The following is a 24,296-nucleotide window of genomic DNA, read 5'->3' on the forward strand; positions in this document are numbered from 1 at the left end:
GCAGCCGATACGTTCCGTGCAGCCGCTTCCGAACAGCTCACTATCTGGGCGGAACGAGCCGATGTGCCTATCGTAAAACATCAGGAAGGGGCCGATCCGGCCGCTGTCGTATACGATGCCTTGGCATCGGCGAAAGCACGTAATGCAGATATTGTGATTATCGATACAGCCGGCCGTTTGCACACAAAAACCAACTTGATGGAAGAATTGAAGAAAATCGGCCGCGTAGCAGACCGTCAGGTTCCGGGAGCGCCGCATCAAACCCTATTGATTTTGGACGGCACCACCGGTCAGAATGCGGTTAGCCAAGCTAAATTATTCGGCCAGGCTGTACCGATTACCGGTATTATTGTGACTAAATTAGACGGCACCGCCAAAGGGGGCGTCGTAATTTCCATTAAAGAAGAACTGGGGGTTCCCGTTCGTTGGATTGGCATCGGTGAAAAAATTGATGACTTAAAACCATTCAATGCGAAAGAATTTGCCAATGCCTTGTTTGATAAAGGAATGAGTACGAATGAATAATCAAATGAGCCGTGCTGAGTTGGTAGCTTATGCACGGGCTGAAAATATAGCTAATCATTTCGGCGCACCATCCGAAGCGCTGGATACATTAGGCGATTTATTGGCTTACATCGGCAATGAAATGTATCGTCCGGTGACACGCTTGATGCTTCAAAATTGGAATCAATTGAATGATCGCATCGAACATTTTACGCCGGAAGAGTGGATTTTACCAACTGAGATTGCCAATAAAGAAGGGCTTGATAAAAAAGCCGTAGCCTTATTGATTGAAGTCTTGGAAGGTGTGGATACACCCATTCAAGAAGCTGACGGTAAACGCACGGAAATGAATGAATTGGAAAAGCAACGTTTGCAAGAGCATATCGAAAAGGTGAGAGCGGAAGAAGCTGCCATGGCTCAGGCCGAAGCAGAACGCCTCATGCGTGAAGAAGGTAATAATATGGCACATCCACATATTCATCGTAATTACGAAGGTAATATGACTCCTTTTAAGGTTGAAGCACCTTTTGAACCAATGGGCGATCAGCCGGCAGCCATTCAATCGTTGGTGCAGGGCGTCAATAACGGCGACTGGGCACAGGTTCTGTTGGGGGCTACCGGTACGGGTAAAACCTATACCATGGCCAAGTTAATTGAAGGCGTGCAAAAACCGACTTTAGTTATTGCTCATAATAAAACCTTGGCTGCGCAATTATGCAGTGAGTTTAAAAGCTTTTTTCCCAATAATGCGGTGGAATATTTTGTGTCTTATTATGATTTTTACCAACCGGAAGCATATATTGCGTCAACCGATACATATATTGAAAAAGATGCATCCATTAACGATGAAATCGATAAATTGCGTCACTCGGCTACAATGAGTTTGTTTGAGCGTCGCGATGTGATTATTGTGGCCTCTGTAAGCTGTATTTACGGCTTAGGTGACCCGGAAGACTACAGCGATTTGGTTGTATCGCTCCGTTTGGGGCAAGAACGAAGTCGTGACGATATTTTGAAAAAACTGGTGGATATTCAATACAGTCGCAATGATATTAATTTTACCCGTGGTACTTTCCGTGTCCACGGCGATACGATAGAAGTATTTCCGGCAGCCAATAGTGAACGAGTCGTTCGCATTGAATTATTCGGCGATGAAATTGACCGTTTGTCCGAAGTGGATGTTTTGACCGGTGAAGTAATTGCCGATCGCAAGCATGTGGCCATTTATCCGGCCTCTCACTATGTAACGACCCGTGAAAAATTGCAACTCGCCATTGAGCGTATTGAAACAGAATTGGCGGAGCAGTTGGAATTTCTTAAATCACGGGACCGTTTACTGGAAGCCCAGCGTTTGGAGCAACGAACTCGTTACGATATTGAAATGATGCAGGAAATGGGCTATTGCTCAGGCATCGAAAACTATTCCCGCCTTTTATCCAATCGTAAACCGGGGGAAGCACCGTATACGTTGATTGATTATTTTCCGGATGATTTTTTGATTTTGATTGACGAATCCCATGTAACGATTCCACAATTGCGGGCCATGTATAATGGCGACCGGGCTCGTAAGGAAAACTTAATCGAGTATGGCTTCCGTTTGCCTTCCGCTTTGGATAACCGCCCGTTGAAGTTTGAAGAATTCCAAGAGCGAATTAATCAGATTGTATACGTATCGGCTACACCGGGCCCGTATGAAATGGAAGTGCAGACCAATATTGCGGAGCAGATTATTCGTCCTACCGGTTTATTGGATCCGCTTATTGAAGTGCGTCCCATTAAAGGGCAAATGGATGATTTGTTAGGCGAAATTAAAGTGCGGGCCGCTAAGAATGAGCGTGTCCTCGTAACGACATTGACGAAGAAAATGGCGGAAGATTTGACGGAGTTTCTCAAAGAAGTGGGCATTCGTGTGCGCTACTTACATTCCGATATTGCCACCATTGAGCGTGCCGATATTATTCGTGACCTGCGGGCCGGTGTTTTTGATGTGTTGGTGGGTATTAACTTACTTCGTGAAGGTCTGGATATGCCGGAAGTTTCCTTGGTGGCTATTCTTGATGCGGATAAGGAAGGGTTCCTCCGCAGTGATACCTCTTTGATTCAGACTATCGGTCGTGCGGCGCGTAATGAAAATGGTCGTGTTATTATGTATGCGGACCGTATTACAGGTTCTATGGATCGGGCAATCACTGAAACGGAACGCCGTCGTGAAGTACAGAACGCCTACAATAAGAAACACAATATTACGCCAAAATCGATTCATAAAGAAGTTAAAGAATTGATTGAATTGACTAAATTGGAAGAAGAAGAGGCCGGTAGTGCTAAGCGCACCGGTCGCGGTAAAAATGATGGCTACGATGACGGCGCAGCGGCTGTTGCTTCCGCTAAAAAAGGGCGCACTGCCAAAACAGGCGCTAAAGCGGGTAATAAAGGCGGCGCCAAAACGTCAGGCAAGGCTAAAGGGGTACAAGCTGTGGCTGATGGCACCGCTACTTATGAAGCGGCACCGGAATTAACCGTGGAAGATGTATTTAACAAGATTGAAGAAACTACGCGTCTCATGAAGGCGGCCGCTAAACAGCTTGAATTCGAAAAAGCAGCCGAACTTCGTGATGAACTCGGTATTTTAAGGCAGCAATTGTCTGACTTACAGGATGTACGTCGTAAAAAATAGGAACTTATGGGCAAGGCATTCTGTCTTGCCTATTTGTCCGTTAATTTGATAATCGGGAGGTTATCGTGAAAGAACAAATTATAGTAAAAGGGGCGCGTCAGCATAACCTTAAGAATATAGATGTGGCCTTGCCACGGGACAAGTTTATTGTCATTACCGGGCTTAGCGGCTCCGGTAAATCGTCGCTCGCTTTCGATACGATTTATGCGGAAGGGCAGCGACGCTATGTAGAATCCTTGTCGGCCTATGCGCGTCAATTTTTGGGCCAAATGGATAAACCGGATGTGGATTATATTGAAGGTTTGTCACCGGCCATCTCTATCGATCAGAAAACAACCAGTCGCAACCCTCGATCTACGGTGGGGACAGTGACGGAAATATATGACTATTTACGCTTATTGTTTGCTCGTGTGGGCCATGCCTTTTGTCCGCAGTGCGGTAAGCCAATTACGCAGCAATCTATCGAGCAGATGGCCGATGACGTAATGACCTTGCCGGAACGCACTAAATTGCTCATTATGGCGCCTATATTGCGCGGCAAAAAAGGGGAACATAAGCAATTATTGGAACGTCTTCGCAAAGAAGGGTTTGCCCGTGTCCGCATAGATGGTGATATTCGCACCTTGGACGAAGATATTGAATTGGCAAAGACTAAAAAGCATGATATAGAAATCGTGATTGACCGTTTGGTAGTGAAAGAAGGCATTGAGAGCCGTTTATCAGACTCCATGGAAACAGCTGCCAAATGGGGCGAAGGCATTGTGGTGGTGCAGGAAGTGGATGGACCGTCACATATGTACAGCCAGCATTTTGCCTGTCCCGATTGCCATATTTCTTTACCGGCTATCGAGCCGCGCATGTTTTCCTTCAACAGCCCGTTCGGTGCTTGTCCGGCCTGCTTGGGTATCGGCAGCACCATGGAAGTGGACGAAGAGCGGGTAATTCCGGATGGCGATGTGTCTTTTGCGGACGGCGCCGTATTGCCTTTAAGTTCCAATCCGAATGCATGGTTTATGCGTCAATTGGAAGGTTTATTGAAGGCTCATGGCTATGATTTATCGGCTACGTATAATGAACTACCGAAGAAATTACAACAAATGGTGATGAACGGCAGTACCGATAAAGTAACCTTCGAGTATGAAAATATGCGCGGTGAAGTAAAGACGTTCCACACGGAGTACGAAGGTATTTTGCCTATGGTAAAACGTCGTCACAGCGAAGCTTCTACCGACTCTATGCGTGAAGCCTTTGAAGAATTCATGTCCATCAAACCATGTAAAACTTGCGGCGGTGCCCGCTTAAAACCGGAAGCCTTAGCCGTGCGCGTAGGCGATAAAAACATCAACGAAGTGACGCAGCTCACCATCAGTGATGCGGTGAACTTCTTTGATACCGTGCCGCTTACGGAGCGCGAACAGTTTATCGGTAACCAGATTTTAAAAGAAATCAAAGCACGCCTCATGTTCCTCAATAATGTGGGTCTCGATTATCTCACCATGAATCGTAATGCCGGAACTTTGTCGGGCGGTGAAGCTCAGCGTATTCGCTTGGCTACCCAAATCGGTTCAGGCTTGGTAGGCGTTTTATACATTCTCGACGAACCGTCTATTGGTCTCCATCAACGCGATAATGATCGCTTAATCGGGACTTTGAAGGGTCTTCGTGACCTCGGTAATACCTTATTGGTCGTGGAACATGATGAAGACACCATGTTAGCGGCCGACTATTTGGTAGATATCGGACCGGGCGCCGGTGAGCACGGAGGGGAGATCATCGCCCAAGGGACGGCTCAGGAAGTAATGGCCAATGAAAACTCCATTACAGGGCAGTATCTGAGCGGTCGTAAATTTATACCGTTGCCGGAAACCAGACGCAAGTCCAACGGCAATGTGTTGGAAATTCGCGGTGCCTCGGAAAATAACTTAAAGAATATTAATGTAAAATTCCCACTTGGCGTTTTCACGGTGGTAACCGGTGTGAGCGGCTCCGGTAAATCCACCTTAATTAATGAGATTCTCTACAAGGGCATGGCGAATCATTTATATCGCTCCTATCACAAGGTAGGGGCTCATAAAGAGATTCGCGGCACTGAAAATATCGATAAAATCATCAATATTGACCAGAGTCCGATCGGACGTACGCCGCGTTCCAATCCGGCCACTTATACGGGTGTATTCGATTCCATTCGTGAATTGTACAGTCAAACGCCGGAAGCTAAAATGCGGGGCTATAAGCAGGGGCGTTTCAGCTTTAACGTCCGTGGCGGTCGCTGCGAAGCTTGTCGCGGTGACGGTATCATCAAAATTGAAATGCATTTCTTACCGGACGTGTATGTGCCTTGTGAAGTCTGCAAAGGAGCTCGTTATAATCGGGAAACTTTGGAAGTTAAATATAAAGGTAAATCCATTGCCGATGTATTGGATATGGTGGTGGATGAGGCAGTTGAGTTTTTTAAATCCATTCCGAAAATCCATCGCAAGCTTGAAACGTTACAACAGGTAGGTTTGGGGTATATTCGTTTGGGCCAGCCGGCGACAACCTTGTCCGGTGGTGAAGCACAGCGTGTAAAACTGGCTACCGAATTGGCTCGTCGCAGTACGGGTAAGACTTTATATATCCTGGACGAACCGACAACGGGCTTGCATGCGGAAGATATTCGCAAGCTGCTCGATGTGTTACAAAAATTAGTTGACGCCGGCGATACAGTAGTCGTTATCGAGCATAATTTGGACGTTATTAAAACGGCGGACCATATTATCGACTTAGGTCCTGAAGGGGGCGTACGCGGCGGTACCATTGTCGGTACGGGCACGCCGGAACAAATCGCCAAAATGGAAGGCAGTTATACCGGAAAGTTCTTGGGGCCTGTTTTGGCAAAAACAAAACGATTTATGGATGAAGCTAAGAAAGCAGGTCAATAATGGTTACGGAAGAAGTATTGGAGAAAATCAGCCATTTGCCGACCACGCCGGGCGTATATTTATGGCGGGACCAATATAAACGTATCATTTATGTGGGCAAAGCCATAAATCTGCGCAATCGCGTCCGTTCCTATGTGCGCAATGATATCAATCGGGCTCCAAAGGTAACAGCCATGATGCGACGCGCCGTTGATGTGGAGGTCATTCAGACCAAGACGGAAATGGAAGCGTTAATTTTGGAAAATACGCTCATTAAGGAACATCATCCGAAGTATAATATTATGCTCCGCGATGATAAGACCTATCCCTATGTGAAGGTGACGGTGCAGGAGGAGTATCCGCGGGTGCTCATGGTGCGCCGCATGGTGCGTGACGGGGCCAAGTATTTTGGACCGTTTACGGATGTGACGGCCGTACATCAGACTTTAAAATTGTTCCGCCGTCATTTCCCCTTGCGCACTTGTTCAAATATGAATGTACCGCGACCATGCTTGCAGTATCATTTGGGTTATTGTGAGGCTCCTTGTCAAGGCTTGGTATCACCGGAAAAATACCGCTCCTATATCGATCAAATCGTACAGGTATTGGAGGGTAAACCGATTCCTCTTTTAGGCGAATTGAAGCAGCAAATGGAAGCGGCGGCGGAAGAGCTTGATTTTGAAAAGGCGGCTCAACTGCGCGATCAATTGCAGGCATTGGAAAAGCTTCGTGAAAAACAGCGCATGGTAACCCAACGCGGTGATATTGACGTAGTCGGTATCGCCATGGAAGGCCTCATGGCCTGTGTGCAGGTCTTTTTCATCCGTTCCGGCCGTATGTTGGGGCGTGAAAACTTTTTCATTAAAAATGAAGGTGATGACGCCGCTACGGTTATGACGGAATTTATAAAACAATACTATGGCGGCACCACATTCGTGCCAAAAGAAGTATTGTTGCCTTATGAAACGGAAGAACGGGAACTCTTTGTGGAGTGGTTCACCGAAATGAAGGGCCAAAATGTTGAGGTTTCGGTGCCACAACGAGGTTATAAGCATGATTTGATTAAGATGGCGGCGGAAAACGCCCAGAACTTCCTGGAAGAGCGTCGTCGTCAATGGCAATATGATTTGGATAAGAGCGGCGGCGCCGTTAAGAAATTGGCGGAAGTCCTCGACTTGCCGAGACTCCCGGAACGTATGGAATGCATCGATATATCCCATACGCAGGGCAGTGAAACGGTGGCTTCCATGGTTGTCTTTGAAGACGGTAAACCAGCGAAGAAGGAATATCGTCGTTTTAAATTAAAGACGGTTCAGGGCAAACCGGATGACTTTAAATCCATGGCTGAAATTATGGAACGCCGTTACGGCAATGAAACGGATTGGCCTATGCCGGATTTAATTATCATCGATGGCGGTAAGGGGCAGCTCAACGCAGCCTTGCCTTTAATCAGAGCAGTCGGTGTGACGGATGTGCCGGTTATTTCGCTGGCTAAACGAATTGAAGAAGTTTTTGTGGAAGGTCAGTCGGAAAGTATCATATTATCTCATCATTCGCCGGAATTGCAGTTATTGCAACAAATTCGTGACGAAGCTCACCGCTTTGCCATTACGTATCATCGTAAATTACGGGGCAAGCGCAATTTGGAGTCGATTCTGGATCATATTGAAGGTATCGGACCAAAACGGCGTAAAGCATTGTGGCAGGCTTTTGGCAATTTAGAAGGTATTAAGGCGGCTACGGAAGAGGAATTGGCAGCCGTGCCGGGAATGAATCAAAAAACGGCGGCGGAAGTGTATCGATTTTTCCGTTTGTCTAAAGATGAAAAGCGTGCTACCATTGAAGGAGACCGCTAGCAGTTATAGCGGATTTTATAAGTAACATTGTAAGTAACATATGGGATACATTGTCAGCGCTTGGCTTCAGGCAGTGTATCCTTTGTGTTGGGTTTTACGGTAGTGTTATATTTTGTAGAGTAATGGCAACTGCCATTCGGTAGGAGGGTACTATCTTGCAAGGAAAATTGTCAGTAAGTTCAGCCATAGTTATTGGCTCAATGTTGTTCGGTATGTTCTTCGGCGCAGGCAATCTGATTTTCCCGGTTCATATGGGGCAGGAAGCAGGGGCCGACATGTGGCCGGCTACGGTAGGTTTTCTTATTACGGCCATTGGCTTGCCGTTCTTAGGTGTTGTTGCTATCGGTATTTCACGGAGTAACGGTTTATTTGATTTGGCATCTCGCGTACATCCGACCTATGCGAAATTATTTACTATTCTTTTATATTTAACCATAGGGCCAGCTTTTGCTTTACCGCGTACGGCCACGGTTTCTTATCAAATCGGCTTGGCACCGTATATCGGTGATGATATGCAGACGGTAGCCTTGGCGGCCTTTACCTTTGTGTTCTTCGTCTTGGGTCTGTTTTTCTCCATGAACCCGGGTAAGTTAATGACCTACATCGGTAAAATTTTAAATCCGTTGTTCTTAATCTTCTTGGCTATTCTCTTGGTAGTGGCCTTGATTAATCCAATGGGATCCGTGGCGACGGCACCGGTGAGCGGTGATTATTTGACCATGCCGTTCTTCAAAGGCTTTACGGAAGGTTACAATACGATGGATGCTTTGGCGGCGTTAGCCTTCGGTATCATCGTAGTCCGCGCCATGCAGAGCGTAGGTGTTACCGAGCCTAAGGATATTGCGGCGGGCATGGTAAAAGCCGGTATCGTTACGGTAGTCTTGATGGCCATTATCTATGCATTCTTAGCTTACGTGGGTGCCTCCAGCCTCGGCGTTTTCGCCTTATCCGCTAACGGCGGTATTGCGTTGGCACAAATTGCCCATTATTATTTCGGACCAATCGGTGCCGTATTATTGGCAATTACCGTAACCTTGGCTTGTTTGAAAACGGCGGTAGGCCTTATTTGTGCATGTTCGGAAACATTCGTCGATTTATTTCCGAATTCCATCAGTTATAAAAAATATGCCTATGCATTCGCTATTATTTCTTTCTTAATCGGTAATGTAGGCTTAACTCAGATTATATCGCTGGCGATTCCTATTTTGATGTTATTGTATCCGTTGACGATTACCATTATTTTGTTAACATTCTTGGCACCGCTTTTTAACGGTCGTCAAGCTGTATATTTCATCACTACAGTATTTGCCTTGATTGCGGCTATCGGTGATATGCTCAATACTTTGCCTGAATTTTTAGGGCAAGCAGCTTGGGTACAGCAAACTGTAGGCGTATATAAGATGTTGCCGTTCTTTGATTTAGGTATGGGCTGGGTAGTGCCGTCCGCTATCGGCTTTGTATTGGGTCTTATTTATATAGCAGTTGTAAAAACTAAGGGAGGTTAGGGTAATGAATATTTGCGTGACCGGCGGGGCCGGTTTTATCGGTTCCCATCTTGTAGATGCTCTCATTAATGAAGGGCACAAGGTAATGGTTATAGATAATTTAAGTACCGGTTGTCGAGATTTTGTAAATTCTAAGGCTGACTTCGTGGAAATGGATATTCGCGATAAAGAACTTGCCGCTAAAATGGCCGAGTTTAAACCGGAGTATGTATTTCATGAAGCCGCTCAGACAATGGTGCCGGAATCAATGAAAGATCCTGCATTTGATTGTGATGTTAATTTATTGGGACTCATTAATGTGCTTAATGCTTGCCGCAGCGTGGGAGTAAAAAAAATTATCATGCCTTCGTCAGCCGCCGTATATGGTGATCTCGATACATTACCGCTCACAGAAACGATGGCGGGGCAGCCGTCCTCGTTTTACGGACTTACCAAATTGACTACGGAAAGTTATCTGCGCATTTATCATGAAGCATTCGGCTTACCTTACATCTGTTTTCGCTATGCAAATGTGTATGGACCGCGTCAAGGCAATGGCGGTGAAGGCGGCGTAATCAGTATTTTCTGTGAACGTTTACAGGCTCATAAAGATATAAGTATATTCGGTGACGGTGAACAAACTCGCGATTTCGTCTATGTAGACGATGTAGTGGCAGCTAATATGGCGGCTTTGCATAAACCGGACCTTGTGGGGGTTATCAATGTGAGTACCGAGAGAGGTACTTCGCTGAATAAATTGGTAGCACAATTTAAAAAAATTGTGGACCATGAATTTAACGTGCACTACGAAGAGGCACGGCAAGGGGATATCAAACACTCGTTATTAAGTACAAAAAAAATGATAAATGAATTAGGTTTATCAGCTACAGTTAAATTAGATAAAGGCTTGACAACGACCTATGAATACTTTCATAATAAAAAGTAATTATTAATGAGTGATTTACTGTAGTCGAATAAATAGAGATTATGGTACAATGGTAAGAGAAGTAGTTGTTCTTGTGAGGAGATTGACATGGAAACAAAAAAACAAGAAGAGAAAAAGATTCAGTATATAATTTGTCGTGTGTGCGGCTATATCGAAACAGCCGATAATGCGGATAAACCATGCCCGGCTTGCGGCTTTCCGAAAACCGTTTGGGCTGAATACACACCACGCAAATTGAATCCTACCCGTAAACGTTTATTGGATTTACATTTGCATCCGATTGCGGTTCATTTTCCGATTGCCGGTTCCGCTTTAACTGTGGGCTTGCCTATTTTAGGTTTACTCGTGCCTTACAGCTTGGGCTACCGTTTATTCGATTTCGCTATGATGGTTTGTCTCGTAATGCCTTTATTGGTATTAATTGGCGGTATTTCCGGTTATATTGGCGGTAAACTTCGTTATAAAACAACGACAGCGCCGGTTTTAAAATTCAAAATCTACTTATCCGTAGTGTATTTCGCCCTGACGCTGATACAGGCCTATGTGGCATATTCGTATAATGTCACCGCAGGCAATGCACTGGTTATTGCCGTCATAGGTGCTTTAGCATCGCTTTGTGCCGCTATTTTGGGCAAAAAAGGTTCTCACTTGTTTGCCGGTTTATTCGGACCATACGTACAAGGCTAAACTTAATCATATGCATTGTAAAATGCATTAAATATCGTTGGAGTGTCTTGTTTTCGTGTTGTTAAATACGAGGCAAGACACTTTTTTATCCACTAAGGAGCAAATATGCAAATCAATCGGGCTGTATTACAAATTCTTGATTTTTCATCTTCTTTAGCCGTTTATTCGGAAAATGAACTGAATATGGGCGAGGAAGCCTTACAGGACTATGTCAGTGCTCATGTAACTAAGGGGATTAAAGACCCGGGACTTAGAACGGGCTATATAAATGAGACGAGTAAATTAGGTCAAATGTTGGTGCAATATCGCGACGGTCTTACCGATATTACCACCTTAGGCAAGGAATTGGGCGAAACGATGTTCAATTATATGAAACAGGCGACGGATCCGGTTATTATTGATACAATTATCTGTGAAGCGGCTGAAAATCATCGCTATTTATGTATTCTCCTTTGTCAGGCCCATGATGCGTATACGCACCAACTGTTTAATGAAGAAGACGGCACTTTAACTACGGAATTGATTCCGAATCGAGCGGTGTTACCGAGTCCGACCCAAAAGCTTCGCTCATTTTGTGCTATTGATTTAGAGGATTTTTCGGTGCGTCTGTTTGAACCAAAAGGTGAATATGACGGTGAAGCTGTTTATATTTTAGGAGATAAAGTTTTACAAATCGGTACGAATCCGTCATCCCGTGATACGGTGGCCAAAGTGCGACGCATCGTGGATAAGGTGGCTAAAGCGCATGAGGGCGATGGCGTGGAAGAGTTGGTTAAGGTTCGCTCCATGATTTCCAAAAATGCGGAAGTATCCGATACGTTGAATCCGGAAACCATTGTGGATACGGTTTTTGCCAATCAGCCGCAACAAAAAGAAGCGGCTAAAAAAGCATTGGCAGAGCAGGATATGTTACGACCTTTGCCGGTAAATCGTGAATTTGCCGCCAAGGTAGGGGAAAAGCATAAAATAAAAACTGACACGGGAATTGAGATTAGTTTTCCCGTTGAATATATGCAAAACAGTGAATTCATTGAAATCGTGACGAATCCTGACGGAACTTTGCGTATAGAACTTAAAAACATTAATAAAATATTGAACAAGTAACAATAAGCAAAAATTTGAATAAATAATTATAATTCATAATTATATTTGATAAATAATGCGAAAAATTTCATAAATATTCAGCTGTTTTTCAGCTGTTTTGTAGTAATATTTTAAATGAAACTGTAGTAAAATAAAAAAGGAACGATGGTCGTGAGTAAGAAAGAGCATAAAAAAACAAATGCTATGCGCATGCTGGACACGCATAAAATCGGTTATGAAGTATTAGCCTATGAATGGGAAGAAGGACGTGGTGCAGGCGTCCATGTAGCAGAAGAACTGCATTTACCGGAAGCACAGGTTTTCAAAACATTGGTGGGGAAAGGCAATGTGACGGGGCCGGTCGTGTTTTGTATTCCTGTTGCCGCTGAATTGGATTTAAAACAGGCGGCACGGGTGAGTGGCAATAAATCAGTTGAGCTTATCGCTGTGAAGGATTTATTGGGGCTTACCGGTTATTTGCGGGGCGGTTGTTCGCCGGTGGGGATGAAGAAATTATTTCCCACCTATTTTGATGCGACCATGGCAACGTTTGATCAGATTTATGTAAGTGCCGGTTTGCGAGGCATGCAGATTAAAGTTAATCCAAACGATTTACAGACAGTAGTAAATGCTCATTTCGAAACATTAACGATGAACTGATTGCAGTTATTCTAGAACAAGGAGCTTATATGGGTAAAAAGTATTATGCCGTAAGAGAGGGGAGAGTGCGGGGAATTTATGATTCTTGGGCGGCTTGTGAACGCCAAGTAAAGGGCTATGGTGGTGCCATTTACAAATCTTTTATGTCAAAACAGGAAGCGGAAGCTTTTATGGAGGAAGATATTGCGCCTATTAAAGGCATGTCCATGGAAGAATATTTAGCTACCGCCAAGGCCAGTCAGCGCCGTACGCCGCGTCGTCGCAGAGCTACCGGTACGGGCGTAAGCAATAAATCGGCTCAGGATTCCAATGCCTCGGATACTATTTTTGCTGATTTAGGAGCAAAAAGCGCGGTAGCCTTTATTGATGGAAGTTTTGACAAAACAAACAAAGTGGTCGGCACCGGCGGCGTTATTTTCTATGAGGGGCAAGAAGAAACGTTTTCATACGGTACCGATAAAGAAATATATACGGCCTATTGGAATGTGGCGGGTGAACTTTTAGGGGCCATGCATGTCATTGAGTGGGCTGTAGCTAAGGAAGCTAAAGAAATTCACATTTACTATGATTATATGGGCATTGAAATGTGGGCTACGGGACGTTGGAAGGCGAATAATCCGCTTACACAGCAGTATGCGGAATTTATGTTAAACAGCCGTCGCCTTATTAAAACAGTATTTCACAAGGTAGCGGCTCATACGGGTGTAACCTATAATGAAAAAGCCGATGAATTAGCTAAAGCAGGCACCAAAAAGGTAATCGAATTATAAGTTCAACTGAGTTGAAATTGTTCGGGATACAGCATTCTCATGGTATAGGTAGAGGATAAAGGTATTAGACTTTTAACTTTGAAAAGTTATATTTGCTTAAGGTATGAATGGGGCTAAAGTTGATTGAGTTATGAATAAAATGTATGATGCTCTTCAGTTTTTCTATTGCGCCATAATTTATAGAACGGTACAATAAGAAGAGTGGTTTAAAGGAGGAGTTTCAATGAAAAAAATCATTTTACCATCCGGTTTTATATTTGATTATACTAATTTATTTTCAGCTTGGGGCGTAACCGAAGCTGATGTTCATACTTATTTCGATTCTATTGCCAATGCCGTAAAAGCGGCCGTTCGCGTACGTACTACAGGCGTTGTGGAAGGCCATTTGTCTAAAGACGGTCAGCCGGAAGTTGTATTATTCCCGCAATTGCCGTATATTGAAGATAAAAATCTTAATAACGAAACAGTTTTAAAACGTTTGGAAGACTTGGGGCAACATGCTAAAGAGTCTGTAGATGTCGTAGTAAGCTTCGGTATCGGCGGCTCTTATTTAGGCGGTAAAGTACTCTTTGATGTTCATTGCGGTGAATTTTGGAATCAGAAATCCGAAGCGGAACGCGACGGGTATCCAAAATTATACTTCAGTGGCAATAATGTGGATCCTCATCGCACTAATGATTTGATTGAAACGTTAAAACGCAGTGCGGCCCATAAAGGATCTCCTTATACGGTAATGCTCATTTTAATTTCTAAGTCCGGGTCTACCATTGAACCGATGTCCAATTTCATGGTGGTGCAAGAAGCGTTGGCAGCGGCCGGTATTAAAGTGGAAGTCGTAGCTGTTACGGATCCTCGTACCGATGAAAAAGAAACGTTGCTTCATAAATTGGCGGTTCAGCAGAACTGGCCGACGTTTGCTGTGCCTGATGGGGTGGGCGGACGTTTTTCCGTATTTACGGAAGTAGGTCTTATTATCGGTGCCGTGGTAGGCTTCAATATTCGTGAATTTTTAGACGGAGCCAAAGGCATGGATGAAGCCTGTCAGGGTGGCGATTTGCTTAAGAATCCGGCTTTGTTGAATGCAGTTTTGAAATATATTGCTGCTGAAAAATACGGCCGTATTATTGAAATCATGATGCCTTACGGCGATTCTTTGAAATCCTTGGCTGAATGGTATGTACAACTTTTAGCTGAATCATTAGGTAAACATCAGCCGAAAACTGACGGCCGTTACGGTCGCACGCCGGTAGTTGCGGTGGGAACTACGGATATGCATGCACAGACACAGGAACATCAAGAAGGGCGCTTGAACAAAATCGTGTCTTTTGTAAAAGTAAAAGATTGGGAAACAAAAGCGATTGTGCCTCATACTTACGATGAATATAAACCGCTTAAAGCATTCAGTGGCTTGGACTTAGGGGTAATTTTAAATACTGCTTTAGAAGCTAACAGCGAAGCTTTAACAGGCGATAAGCGCTTCAATGTAACTTATGAATTGCCGACCTTGTCAGCCTATCATTTAGGTGAATTTATGTTTATGCTTTGCTGGGCTATTTTCTACGAAGGTCAATTGGCCGGTGTAGATGCGTTTGATCAGCCGGGCGTTGAAGTGTATAAAAAATTGTTGGGGCCTAAATTGGCAGCTCATCAAGCGGAAAAATAATCAGGTCATGTAGTTTTTGCCGATCCTTTCCCGTTCGCGGACATAATTAAAGGTTGCGGCAAGCAGTGGCAGTTTCGATTTAGGGAGGATTATTATGAAAATTTTGGTTACCGGTGGAGCCGGCTATATCGGCAGTCATACTGTGCGAGCTTTGCAAAAAGCAGGTCATACGCCAATTGTTTTGGATAATTTATCGCGTGGTCATGTAGAATCTTTGCCGGAAGGCGTTGAATTTATTAATATGGATATTGCTGATGCCGGTTTAGCCGATGTATTAAAGGCTAAAGGCATTGAAGGGGTTATGCATTTTGCGGCTCATTCACAGGTTGGCGAATCCATGAAAGATCCTATGATTTATTATGAAAACAATGTAGTAGGTTCATTCCGTCTCATTGAATCTGTCCGTAAAGCCGGTGTCAAATATTTTGTATTCTCCTCTACTGCCGCCGTTTATGGCGAACCTGAAGTTGTACCGATTAAAGAAGATGCACGTTTAGCTCCGACTAATGTATACGGTCGTACGAAGCTCATGATTGAACAAATGTTGCGCGATTATAGTGATATTTACGGTCTGCGCTATGTGGCTTTGCGTTATTTTAATGCAGCGGGTGCCGACCAAAGCGGTGAAATCGGTGAAGATCATACCCCGGAAACACATTTGATTCCCCTCATTTTGGAAGCTGCTTTAGGCAAGCGCGCCAATATTTCAATTTTCGGTACTGACTATGATACGGCTGACGGCACTTGTGTGCGCGATTATATCCATGTTACCGATTTAGCTTCGGCCCATATTCTCAGTATGGAATATTTGCGCGACGGTGGTGAATCTAATTATTTTAACTTGGGAACCGGTAATGGTTTCAGTGTAAAAGAAATTGTAGATGCCACTAAATCCGTAACCGGCGTAGACTTCCCGGTTGTTATCGGCGAACGTCGTGCCGGTGATCCGGGCACTTTGATTGCGTCTTCTGAAAAAGCGCAAACTGTTTTAGGCTGGAAGCCGACCCACAGCGAGGTCTCCCAGGTTATCGGTGATGCTTGGCAATGGCACAAAAACCATCCAAACGGTTATAAAAAATAATAAGGACTGTGATATTATGAATAGACTGTCTCTACAAGAAATGCGAAATTTATTAATTAAGAAAGGTCGCCTCTTGTACGGGGCGGTCTTTTTATTTTGCCTCGTTTGCCTCTATGGTTTATATACATCTCAGTGGACAAGGGTAAGTGATTTGGCAGCGGATAATGCGGCACCTGATTCATCGTCTAAAACTGTGAGTTTAGACGCTAAAGAAGGCCGTGGCGGGGCTATTGGGAAGGGTAAAAACGAAGGTACATTTGTAGCACCGGTAATTAGCTTAGCCGGTGTTTTAAGAGGTCACCCGCTAGATGATCCGTTTACGCATTTGCTGTTAAATGAGGATAGCACAGTCATAGCCGGTGCGCCTCAAATCGCACAAAAGGGAAGGTCGGGAAATCCCGGTATAGGTAATAGTTATGGGCAAACTGATACATTCAACACTTCATATGTGAATGGTTCTAATAGGGGCCGGCGCACAAATAATTATGCCGAATATAGTGGTAACAATTATGGTCGCAGTGGCGGGGCTTATACCGGCGGATCCGGTACGGAAAGTAAGGGGAGCTATGGGAATCGGCAAAAATCTATGACTGATATAAAAGTCACCGGTATTATCACGGGCCCCACGCCGATGGCGATTTTGACAAACGATGGCAGCGAAGGTTGCTATGGTGTTGGCGAGGGACCGCGTGGTGTGACAGTGAAACAGATAGCGGACCATGCAGTTTTAATAAGTGGCGCCGGTGGCAGTCGTTGGTTATATGTGGAATAAGTCTGGGGTAAGGGAGTAATATAGGGATGTTAGTTAGCGTATTAAGGGTTTTAACAGTTTTGGCTGTTATCGTACAATTTCATCTTTGCGGCGAATCGGTGGCCGCTTTGTCTATGACGGTAAATAACAGCAATTTGAGTAGTTTAGTGCAGTCCATCGCACGCAGTGAGGGCATTGCCATTACCGGTACGGAAACGTTGCAAGGAACCGTATCGATACGCCTTAATGAAACAAGCGGTATTGCCGCAATAAAGCGCTTGGCGGCGATAAAGCATTTCAGTTTGTATGAATCGGACGGGCTCTGGATTGTGGATGGTCAAGGCATGGGGGATAAAGATGCGCGCGTGGCCGAAGTTTTAACACCTCGACATATTTCGCCGAAGGCCTTAGGCGATGCCTTGGTTGCCATTGTGTCGGAGAAGAATATCAAGGTGGTAAAAGGAAGTAATCAGGTTATGGTCTATGGCACGGCGGCTCAGTTGCGACAGGTTCATGATATTCTACCCATGCTGGATATAAGCCCCAAACAAATTCGCTTAGAAGTAGCCGTTGTAGCCATTGAGCATAATTTTGTAAAAGAAACGGGCATAAAATGGTCCTGGCAGAGTTTGACCGGGCGTAATAAGGATGATACAAACTCTTATGGGGGCATTCAATTTGGTCGAGCTCCGGAAGGTACGCCTTATACATTTTGGTTTAAACCGGAATTGAGTGCGCAGCAAACAAATAATAAAACAGTCTTAATTGCGAGACCTTCTATTATGGCGGTGAATGGTGAAGAAGCGAAGATTTTAATAGGGGACCGGATTCCCGTGCTGGAAGAGGTGAAAGACGGCACGGAAAGCCGCATCACTACACGCTATGAAGAGGCGGGGATTCGTCTTACGTGCACACCGTTTGTGACGGAAGATAACAGTATTGAAGCGGATATTCATGCGGAAGTGAGCAGTCCCGCCATGGTTTCGGAACTGAAAGCTTATCGTATTACCACGCGCGAGGCACATACGAGGGTTCACTTACAGCCCGGCGAAATCCTCGTCATCGGTGGCCTTATGGATAATCGAGAAGGGAAACAGTTTTCAAAAATTCCGCTCCTCGGCGATATTCCTTTATTGGGAAAATTATTTCAACATGCCCGTAAGACCAAGGACAGTGTTGAATTGTGTATTTTTGTAAAAGCTGACACTGTGGAGGCGCCAACGGACATTCCTCTATGATATAATAGAAGAGTATATGATTGAACGGAGGCTTAGAGGATGGAACAAATCCGCGTAATAGGATTAAGTAAATCATTTGGCGTGCGCCAAGTGTTTAACAAAGTATCCTTTGAAATAAAACATGGTGAGCGTGTCGGCTTGGTGGGCCCTAACGGGGCTGGCAAATCGACGCTCATGAAATGCCTGTTGGGCATTGAAGAATATGATGAAGGTCAGGTTGTCAAAGATAGTGCTACTACAATCGGTTATTTGCAGCAGGATATCAATTTAGGGGACGACAGTTTAGCTATTGAAATTCAAAAAGCCTTTGCCGATGTGCAATATTGGGAACAACAATTACAGGAAGTATCGGCGAAGCTTGAAACGAATCCTCATGATGAAAGTTTGCTCAAACAGCTCGCCCGCATTCAGGACCGTTTAGATTGGCTTGGTGGTTATGATTATGAGGCCCAAAGTCGCCGCATTGCCTACGGCCTTGGTTTTTCCGATGAAGATTTAACGAAATCTGTGTCTGAATTTTCCGGTGGGCAAAAAACACGTATTAATTTGGCAAAAGCTTTAGTTCGGCGCCCTGATTTTTTATTTTTGGATGAACCGACTAACCATTTGGATATGGATATGTTGGAATGGTTGGAAAATTATTTGAGCTCTTACGGCGGCGGTATCTTAATTATCAGCCATGACCGTTATTTCCTTGATCGTGTAACGACGCGTATTGTTGAATTGGAGCATCATAAGGCAACCAGCTATCGTGGTAATTACAGTCGTTATGTGGAGCAGCGTGAAGCTCAACATAAGGCGCAGCAAAACGCCTATGAGAAGCAACAGGAATATATTCGCAAAACGGAAGAGTATATCGATAAGTACCGCGCCGGGATTAAATCTAAAATGGCCAGAGGCCGCCAGTCGCAGTTGAATCGTTTGGAGCGTTTGGATGCGCCGGAAACTTCACAGACATTGAAGTTTAGATTTCCTAAAGCGGAATTCAGCGCCGATAAAGTGCTGACGGTGGAAGAGTTATTTTTATCCTACGGCGAGCGCGATATTGTAGAGGATGTGTCCTTTATGATTCGTCGCGGGGAAGCGGTGGCCTTAATCGGGCCGAACGGCGCCGGAAAATCCACTTTATTAAAAGCTATTACCGGTGAATTGACACCGGAAGCGGGTTTTATCGATATCGGCAGCCGTGTATCGGTGGGGTATTTTTCACAGGAACACGAAGAATTACATCCTGCTTGGACGCCGATTGATGAAATTATGAGTCATTTTAACTATAGTGAGGAAAAAGCCCGTAATGTACTGGGCATGTTTTTGTTCCAAGGGGATGACGTTTTCAAGGAAATTCGTGATTTGTCCGGTGGTGAACGGGCTCGCTTAAGTTTATTGATTTTGTTTTTACAAGGCAATAATTTCTTAATTCTTGACGAACCGACCAACCATTTAGATATTCCGACGCGCGAAGTGGTGGAAGAGGCTTTGATGAACTTTACCGGCACATTACTGGTTGTGTCCCATGACCGGTATTTCTTGGATAAAGTGGCCAAACGGACCTTGGTGTTAGAGCCGGAAGGCGTGGAAGAATACCTTGGCAATTACAGCTACTATAAGGCGAAGCTCAAAGAACAGCAGGATTTGGCCGCCTTGGCAGCTGAACAAAGTGGTCAAAATAAAGAACGTTCGAGCAGTAATAAACGCAACAGCAACAATAATGACGATACGAACTCGACCGACAGGGTGGATTCGAATGAAGCTAAAAATACCGGCAGTACAAGTGGTAACGAAGGTTCCGGAGATAAAAAGCTAAACTCCTATATGCAAGCCAAGAAATTGGAAGAAACGGAAACCGAAATTGCCCGTTTGGAAGCTACGCTGAAAATGTACGAAGTTCAAATACAAAATCCCGCTTTACAGGAAGATGCGGAAGCCATGGCAGAAACGGCGGCTCAAATGGAAGCTACCAATAAAAGATTGGCTGAACTCTATGAAATTTGGGAGCAATTGGCACAATGAGTGACATCGTAATTGACACAGATAATGGCGGTAATGTTGATACAGCAAATGGTACGACAATTAGGCCTATGAGTGATACACTGATTAGTTCTATGAGTGATACACTGATTAGTCCTATGAAAGGACGATTTGCGCCAAGCCCGACGGGACATCTTCATTTAGGTAATTTGTGGATTGCCATGCTGTCGTGGCTACAGGTGAAACAGCAACAAGGTACCTTTGTTTTGCGCATGGAAGATATCGACATACAGCGCGCTAAAAGACAGTATGGGGGAGATTTACTGGATGATTTAGAATGGTTTGGCCTGACTTGGGATGAAGGCCCACGCGTAGGCGGTCCCCATGAATCGTATTGGCAAAGTGAACGGTATCCTCTCTATGAGGCACAGATTGCTAAATGGCAAGAATCGGGGCTTGTGTACCCCTGTTACTGTAATCGAGCGCGCTTGCAGAGCATTGCATCGGCTCCGCATGGTCATGAAGGAATTGCTCATTATGATGGTCGTTGCCGCCACTTGAGTGAAGGGGAACGGCAGACTTTAGGTGAGCGGAAGAATCCTTCGTGGCGCATGAAAGTAGAACCACGATTGTATGAATTTACTGATTTTTGGCAAGGTTCGCAGCGGGAAGAACTTATTCCGGCGCAAGATGATTTTATTGTTCGTCGCGCTGACGGCATGTTCGCCTATAATTTAGCCGTTGTTATGGATGATATAGCCATGGGCATTACCCATATTGTGCGCGGTTATGATTTATTACCGGCTGTGGCCGGTCAATTGTGGCTCTATGAGTGCCTGGGTGCCAAGGTACCGCACTATGCACATGCGCCGTTAATTGTTGATGAGGAAGGCTATCGATTATCAAAAAGGCAGCAGAGTATAACCTTGCGTGAATTGAGAATGAGCGGCTATAGTGCGTCTATGATTTTAGGGCATTTGGCATTGGCGGCAGGACTAGTTTCATCATCTCAAACAGACAAATTCGGAGGGCTCACATGGGAAACTTTGTTGAATTGTAGTCTTGATAATAATTATCTAAAAAAACCTCAAATTAAATTGACAAATTTCGATGTTTTGATATAATGAATATAGAGAGTTGAGGTGATAGGATGACACCAAAAGAAGCACTGACTAAAAAAGTTTGGGCAGTACTGGGCGCAACAAGCCGTAAAGAAAAATTCGGCTATAAAATATACGCTTGTTTGCGTGATCACGGATACAAAGTATATCCGGTGAACCCTAATGTAAATGAGATTGATGGCGCCACTTGTTATGCGTCACTTCACGATTTACCGGAAGTTCCCGAAGTAGTGGACTTTGTTGTTCCCGAGGCTGTAGGTTTACAGGCTTTGGAGGATTGCCAAAAGCTGGGGATTTCGGTAGTTTGGTTGCAACCGGGCGCTGATAAACCGGCCGTAGTGGCTAAGGCCAATGAGCTTGGTTTTGAAGTTATTCAGGACTGTGTTTTAGTTCAGATTTGACCGGCAACTAAATTTGTAGTTTAATATAATTAACACATATATTGATATTTATTTTCAACAATTTGTAAATTTGTTGATTTAGGAGGTTATTTAACTATGGCAAACGTAACAGAATTAACAGTAGCAAACTTTAAAGATACCGTAACTTCTAAAGAAGTAGCAATCGTGGACTTCTGGGCTCCATGGTGCGGTTACTGCGTACGCATGATGCCAATTTTCGAAGCTTTGTCTGAAGAATTGGGCGACAAAGTTGTATTCGCTAAAGTTAACACTGACGAAGTTGTAGAATTAGCTAAAGAATTCAGCATTGAAGTATTGCCTACATTCGCTATTATTAAAAACGGTGAAGTAGTAGACCGTAAAATCGGTTACATTCCACAAAACGAATTAAAAGCAGCTATCGAAGCTCAGTTATAATTTAATAACAAAAAATAGTAATCCAAACTATGCGAAAGAGGCGTTCACAAATCGTGAGCGCCTTTTTTTTTACCTAAAACAGCACAGTCCTTTATTTTTTATATCCCCCATATTCCTCCACTCCCGATTTCTTTGCCTCAAAGGCGCTTCTTGTTTCCGGCAAGAAGGTCACGATATGAATAAAAATTGCTCGTGTCGTAGAATCTCGAACTAAAATGGCACTACGGCTGTTGCTGTATGATAATTCTATATAAAAAATATATCGCCTCCATAGGGTCTTTTTTCGTAGAAAAACCAAGCCTATAAAAGTGCTATTTTTTATTCTTAAACAGTTAATAGCCGAGTGCCATTAGTTGAGAACTGAGGCGGGCAATTTTTATTCCGAGAGCGATTTCTGCCGTTCGCGAAGCGCTTTGTGCAAAGAAATCTCCTTTTTGCGATCCAAATAACTTCTGGCAATAATATGGGCAATGGCTACGCCGATGGCAATACAAATTATTGTGAAGACCCCGGTAATCCCGCTGCGCAAGGCGAATAGCAGGTTATCCGGTGTAAGGGAATTAATAGTCAGTAAGCCGAACAAGAAACGATATAAGAGTACGCCCGGAATCAGCGGAATTACGGACGGAATAGATAAAATCAAAGGCGCCGTTCGCAATAATTTATATGTTTTTAAGGCTAGCAAACCAATGATAGCGGATGCCACAAAACTGGCGCCAACGATGGTAAAACCGAAATCAACTATGAGTATATTTCGTGTAATGACGCTGATGGTACCGCCTATAGCGATTATCCAAAGCAGCCGATAAGGTGTATTAAAAATAGTGGCAAAACTTACCGCACCTATTGCAGCGGCGATGGCCTGAATCGGTGTTACTACAACCGGTGTAATATTTAGGTGGGTAAAGGTGGAGACGTGGTCGAAATATAGAGCCATGGCGATACCGACGGACATGCTGCTAACAATTAAAAGCGTATGCATGGCCCTGGTCATTCCGGATACAATATGGTTATTAATCATATCGTCTACGGCGTTGATCAGAGGAACGCCGGGAATCAGAAAGAGGGTACAACTGACCATAGCATATACGATGCTGCCTGAGTCAAAGGTTGTATTAATCAGATTGGCTGTAAAAGTAGCGGCAAAGGAGGCCGCTACGATGCCAAAATAAAAGTTGATTTGATAGTGATGACAAATGTAGCGGGTTATAAAACCGATGACCGCACAGATGACGGTTACTAAAGCGGCTAACCAAGTGGCACCGAATAAAATGCTGAAAGCACCGCACGCAAGACCCGCTGCCAGACCGAGTAGGGGCGTCGGATATTTAGGCGGTGCGGCCTTAATCGTTTTCAAATGATCTTCGAATTCATCAAGACTGTAATTATTTTCAATGGCCTTCCAGGTTAATTTAGAAAGGGTTGAAAGAATGGTCATATTCACACCGTGTAACGGTGTTTTGCGAAAAACCGTATACGAGTGTTTTTCGTCATTTATATTCAACATTAAGGTCATATAGGTTATGTGAATATGAACAAATTGAGGTGGAATGCCCATGTAAGAGGCGGCGCGCATCATATCACGTTGAATGTGATTGGTGTTAGCGCCGTTTTGCATGAGCAACTGACCGTAATCAAGGAGGAGTTCCATTTTGCGGTGAATGGCTACAAAAGGTTCGCACATAATTTGAAACTCCGAAGGACCTCGGGAGCAGTGTTTATCATGTTTTATTTGATGTTGATGACTGCGCGACCGTGTAGTTCCGTGAGAGCGTGAGCCGTGAGTCGTATGAGGGGTTTTCTCTATGCTCATAGAATTAGTCCTTTCTATCAGTAAGCATGTAAGGGGCTTAATTTAATCCTTTTATCTGTCTAAGTATAGTATAGCAGATGCAAGCATTATTTTTGACTGATATAGATAATTATCATAAATGATGAAAAAAGACTGCAATCGTATGAAGTAAAGGAATACTGAAAACTATAGTCTTTCTGTTTTAGGAGTTGGCGTACTCAAAAGAGTCGGTGCACCGAATATGGAGATTTTAGAGGATCAAATAGTGGTCCCTGCTGTATCCCAAAAAGTGGAGGCTGC

At 44.3% G+C, this 24,296-nt stretch carries 19 protein-coding genes; 18 read left to right on the forward strand and 1 reads right to left on the reverse strand.

The features are described from left to right. The 18 genes from ftsY to trxA all read left to right on the forward strand — a co-directional run. A partial coding sequence (gene ftsY / locus QZL64_RS07890; RefSeq protein ID WP_296309476.1) for a signal recognition particle-docking protein FtsY occupies positions 1-525 on the forward strand: 525 nt, incomplete at its 5' end. Positions 526-964: 439 nt separating this feature from the next. Next, positions 965-3,178: an excinuclease ABC subunit UvrB gene (gene uvrB / locus QZL64_RS07895; RefSeq protein ID WP_156704587.1), complete on the forward strand. Its 2,214-nt coding sequence runs from the start codon at positions 965-967 to the stop codon at positions 3,176-3,178. 65 nt (positions 3,179-3,243) lie between these two features. Further along, complete coding sequence (uvrA, locus tag QZL64_RS07900) at positions 3,244-6,099, forward strand: excinuclease ABC subunit UvrA (RefSeq protein WP_021841457.1); 2,856 nt, start codon at positions 3,244-3,246, stop codon at positions 6,097-6,099. Continuing rightward, positions 6,099-7,934, forward strand: a complete 1,836-nt coding sequence (gene uvrC, locus QZL64_RS07905) for an excinuclease ABC subunit UvrC (protein ID WP_021841458.1) — start codon at positions 6,099-6,101, stop codon at positions 7,932-7,934. The genes uvrA and uvrC overlap by 1 nt, the downstream gene beginning before the upstream one ends. Before the next feature lie 155 nt (positions 7,935-8,089). After that, positions 8,090-9,439, forward strand: a complete 1,350-nt coding sequence (brnQ, locus tag QZL64_RS07910) for a branched-chain amino acid transport system II carrier protein (protein ID WP_021841459.1) — start codon at positions 8,090-8,092, stop codon at positions 9,437-9,439. A 4-nt stretch (positions 9,440-9,443) separates the two neighbouring features. Then, entirely contained in the window at positions 9,444-10,364 is a 921-nt protein-coding gene (locus QZL64_RS07915) for an NAD-dependent epimerase/dehydratase family protein (protein ID WP_021841460.1), read from the forward strand. Between the two features lie 87 nt (positions 10,365-10,451). Next, positions 10,452-11,051: a rubredoxin-like domain-containing protein gene (locus tag QZL64_RS07920; RefSeq protein WP_021841461.1), complete on the forward strand. Its 600-nt coding sequence runs from the start codon at positions 10,452-10,454 to the stop codon at positions 11,049-11,051. Positions 11,052-11,156: 105 nt separating this feature from the next. After that, complete coding sequence (locus QZL64_RS07925) at positions 11,157-12,155, forward strand: nucleoid-associated protein (protein WP_021841462.1); 999 nt, start codon at positions 11,157-11,159, stop codon at positions 12,153-12,155. A gap of 150 nt (positions 12,156-12,305) precedes the next feature. After that, the gene (gene ybaK / locus QZL64_RS07930) at positions 12,306-12,794 is read left to right on the forward strand and encodes a Cys-tRNA(Pro) deacylase (RefSeq protein ID WP_021841463.1); all 489 of its coding nucleotides are present in this window, start codon (positions 12,306-12,308) and stop codon (positions 12,792-12,794) included. Positions 12,795-12,823: 29 nt separating this feature from the next. Continuing rightward, on the forward strand, positions 12,824-13,564 hold the full coding sequence (locus QZL64_RS07935) for a ribonuclease H1 domain-containing protein (protein ID WP_021841464.1): 741 nt from the start codon (positions 12,824-12,826) through the stop codon (positions 13,562-13,564). A 223-nt stretch (positions 13,565-13,787) separates the two neighbouring features. Further along, the gene (locus QZL64_RS07940) at positions 13,788-15,227 is read left to right on the forward strand and encodes a glucose-6-phosphate isomerase (protein ID WP_021841465.1); all 1,440 of its coding nucleotides are present in this window, start codon (positions 13,788-13,790) and stop codon (positions 15,225-15,227) included. Positions 15,228-15,321: 94 nt separating this feature from the next. Continuing rightward, positions 15,322-16,308 carry a UDP-glucose 4-epimerase GalE gene (gene galE, locus QZL64_RS07945; RefSeq protein ID WP_021841466.1) on the forward strand — a complete coding sequence of 329 codons (987 nt, stop codon included), beginning with the start codon at positions 15,322-15,324 and terminating at the stop codon, positions 16,306-16,308. Positions 16,309-16,324: 16 nt separating this feature from the next. Further along, a complete protein-coding gene (locus QZL64_RS07950) occupies positions 16,325-17,080 on the forward strand; it encodes a hypothetical protein (RefSeq protein WP_021841467.1) in 756 nt (251 codons plus the stop codon). A gap of 26 nt (positions 17,081-17,106) precedes the next feature. Beyond that, a complete protein-coding gene (locus tag QZL64_RS07955) occupies positions 17,107-18,297 on the forward strand; it encodes a type II secretion system protein GspD (protein ID WP_021841468.1) in 1,191 nt (396 codons plus the stop codon). A 39-nt stretch (positions 18,298-18,336) separates the two neighbouring features. After that, entirely contained in the window at positions 18,337-20,307 is a 1,971-nt protein-coding gene (locus tag QZL64_RS07960; RefSeq protein ID WP_021841469.1) for an ABC-F family ATP-binding cassette domain-containing protein, read from the forward strand. After that, the gene (gene gluQRS / locus QZL64_RS07965) at positions 20,304-21,389 is read left to right on the forward strand and encodes a tRNA glutamyl-Q(34) synthetase GluQRS (protein ID WP_021841470.1); all 1,086 of its coding nucleotides are present in this window, start codon (positions 20,304-20,306) and stop codon (positions 21,387-21,389) included. Before QZL64_RS07960 ends, gluQRS begins: the two co-directional genes overlap by 4 nt. A gap of 26 nt (positions 21,390-21,415) precedes the next feature. After that, positions 21,416-21,787, forward strand: coding sequence for a CoA-binding protein (locus QZL64_RS07970; RefSeq protein ID WP_021841471.1), 372 nt, complete (start codon positions 21,416-21,418; stop codon positions 21,785-21,787). 96 nt (positions 21,788-21,883) lie between these two features. Beyond that, the gene (gene trxA / locus QZL64_RS07975) at positions 21,884-22,204 is read left to right on the forward strand and encodes a thioredoxin (RefSeq protein ID WP_021841472.1); all 321 of its coding nucleotides are present in this window, start codon (positions 21,884-21,886) and stop codon (positions 22,202-22,204) included. Positions 22,205-22,580: 376 nt separating this feature from the next. Here trxA and QZL64_RS07980 read toward each other — a convergent pair whose 3' ends face one another. Next, positions 22,581-23,888: a threonine/serine ThrE exporter family protein gene (locus QZL64_RS07980; RefSeq protein ID WP_226974287.1), complete on the reverse strand. Its 1,308-nt coding sequence runs from the start codon at positions 23,886-23,888 to the stop codon at positions 22,581-22,583. Positions 23,889-24,296 lie beyond the last annotated feature (408 nt).

It is taken from the genome of Veillonella sp. CAG:933 (genome assembly GCF_000431435.1).
GTDB lineage: Bacteria > Bacillota > Negativicutes > Veillonellales > Veillonellaceae > Veillonella_A.

Excerpts from the sequence above, each read along its gene's own strand:
- uvrB (WP_156704587.1), top strand. The coding sequence starts at position 965 with ATGGCACATCCACATATTCATCGTAATTACGAAGGTAATATGACTCCT.
- uvrC (WP_021841458.1), top strand. The coding sequence starts at position 6,099 with ATGGTTACGGAAGAAGTATTGGAGAAAATCAGCCATTTGCCGACCACG.
- QZL64_RS07915 (WP_021841460.1), top strand. The coding sequence starts at position 9,444 with ATGAATATTTGCGTGACCGGCGGGGCCGGTTTTATCGGTTCCCATCTT.
- QZL64_RS07920 (WP_021841461.1), top strand. The coding sequence starts at position 10,452 with ATGGAAACAAAAAAACAAGAAGAGAAAAAGATTCAGTATATAATTTGT.
- QZL64_RS07925 (WP_021841462.1), top strand. The coding sequence starts at position 11,157 with ATGCAAATCAATCGGGCTGTATTACAAATTCTTGATTTTTCATCTTCT.
- QZL64_RS07935 (WP_021841464.1), top strand. The coding sequence starts at position 12,824 with ATGGGTAAAAAGTATTATGCCGTAAGAGAGGGGAGAGTGCGGGGAATT.
- QZL64_RS07940 (WP_021841465.1), top strand. The coding sequence starts at position 13,788 with ATGAAAAAAATCATTTTACCATCCGGTTTTATATTTGATTATACTAAT.
- galE (WP_021841466.1), top strand. The coding sequence starts at position 15,322 with ATGAAAATTTTGGTTACCGGTGGAGCCGGCTATATCGGCAGTCATACT.
- QZL64_RS07950 (WP_021841467.1), top strand. The coding sequence starts at position 16,325 with ATGAATAGACTGTCTCTACAAGAAATGCGAAATTTATTAATTAAGAAA.
- QZL64_RS07955 (WP_021841468.1), top strand. The coding sequence starts at position 17,107 with ATGTTAGTTAGCGTATTAAGGGTTTTAACAGTTTTGGCTGTTATCGTA.
- QZL64_RS07960 (WP_021841469.1), top strand. The coding sequence starts at position 18,337 with ATGGAACAAATCCGCGTAATAGGATTAAGTAAATCATTTGGCGTGCGC.
- gluQRS (WP_021841470.1), top strand. The coding sequence starts at position 20,304 with ATGAGTGACATCGTAATTGACACAGATAATGGCGGTAATGTTGATACA.
- QZL64_RS07970 (WP_021841471.1), top strand. The coding sequence starts at position 21,416 with ATGACACCAAAAGAAGCACTGACTAAAAAAGTTTGGGCAGTACTGGGC.
- trxA (WP_021841472.1), top strand. The coding sequence starts at position 21,884 with ATGGCAAACGTAACAGAATTAACAGTAGCAAACTTTAAAGATACCGTA.
- QZL64_RS07980 (WP_226974287.1), bottom strand. The coding sequence starts at position 23,888 with ATGTGCGAACCTTTTGTAGCCATTCACCGCAAAATGGAACTCCTCCTT.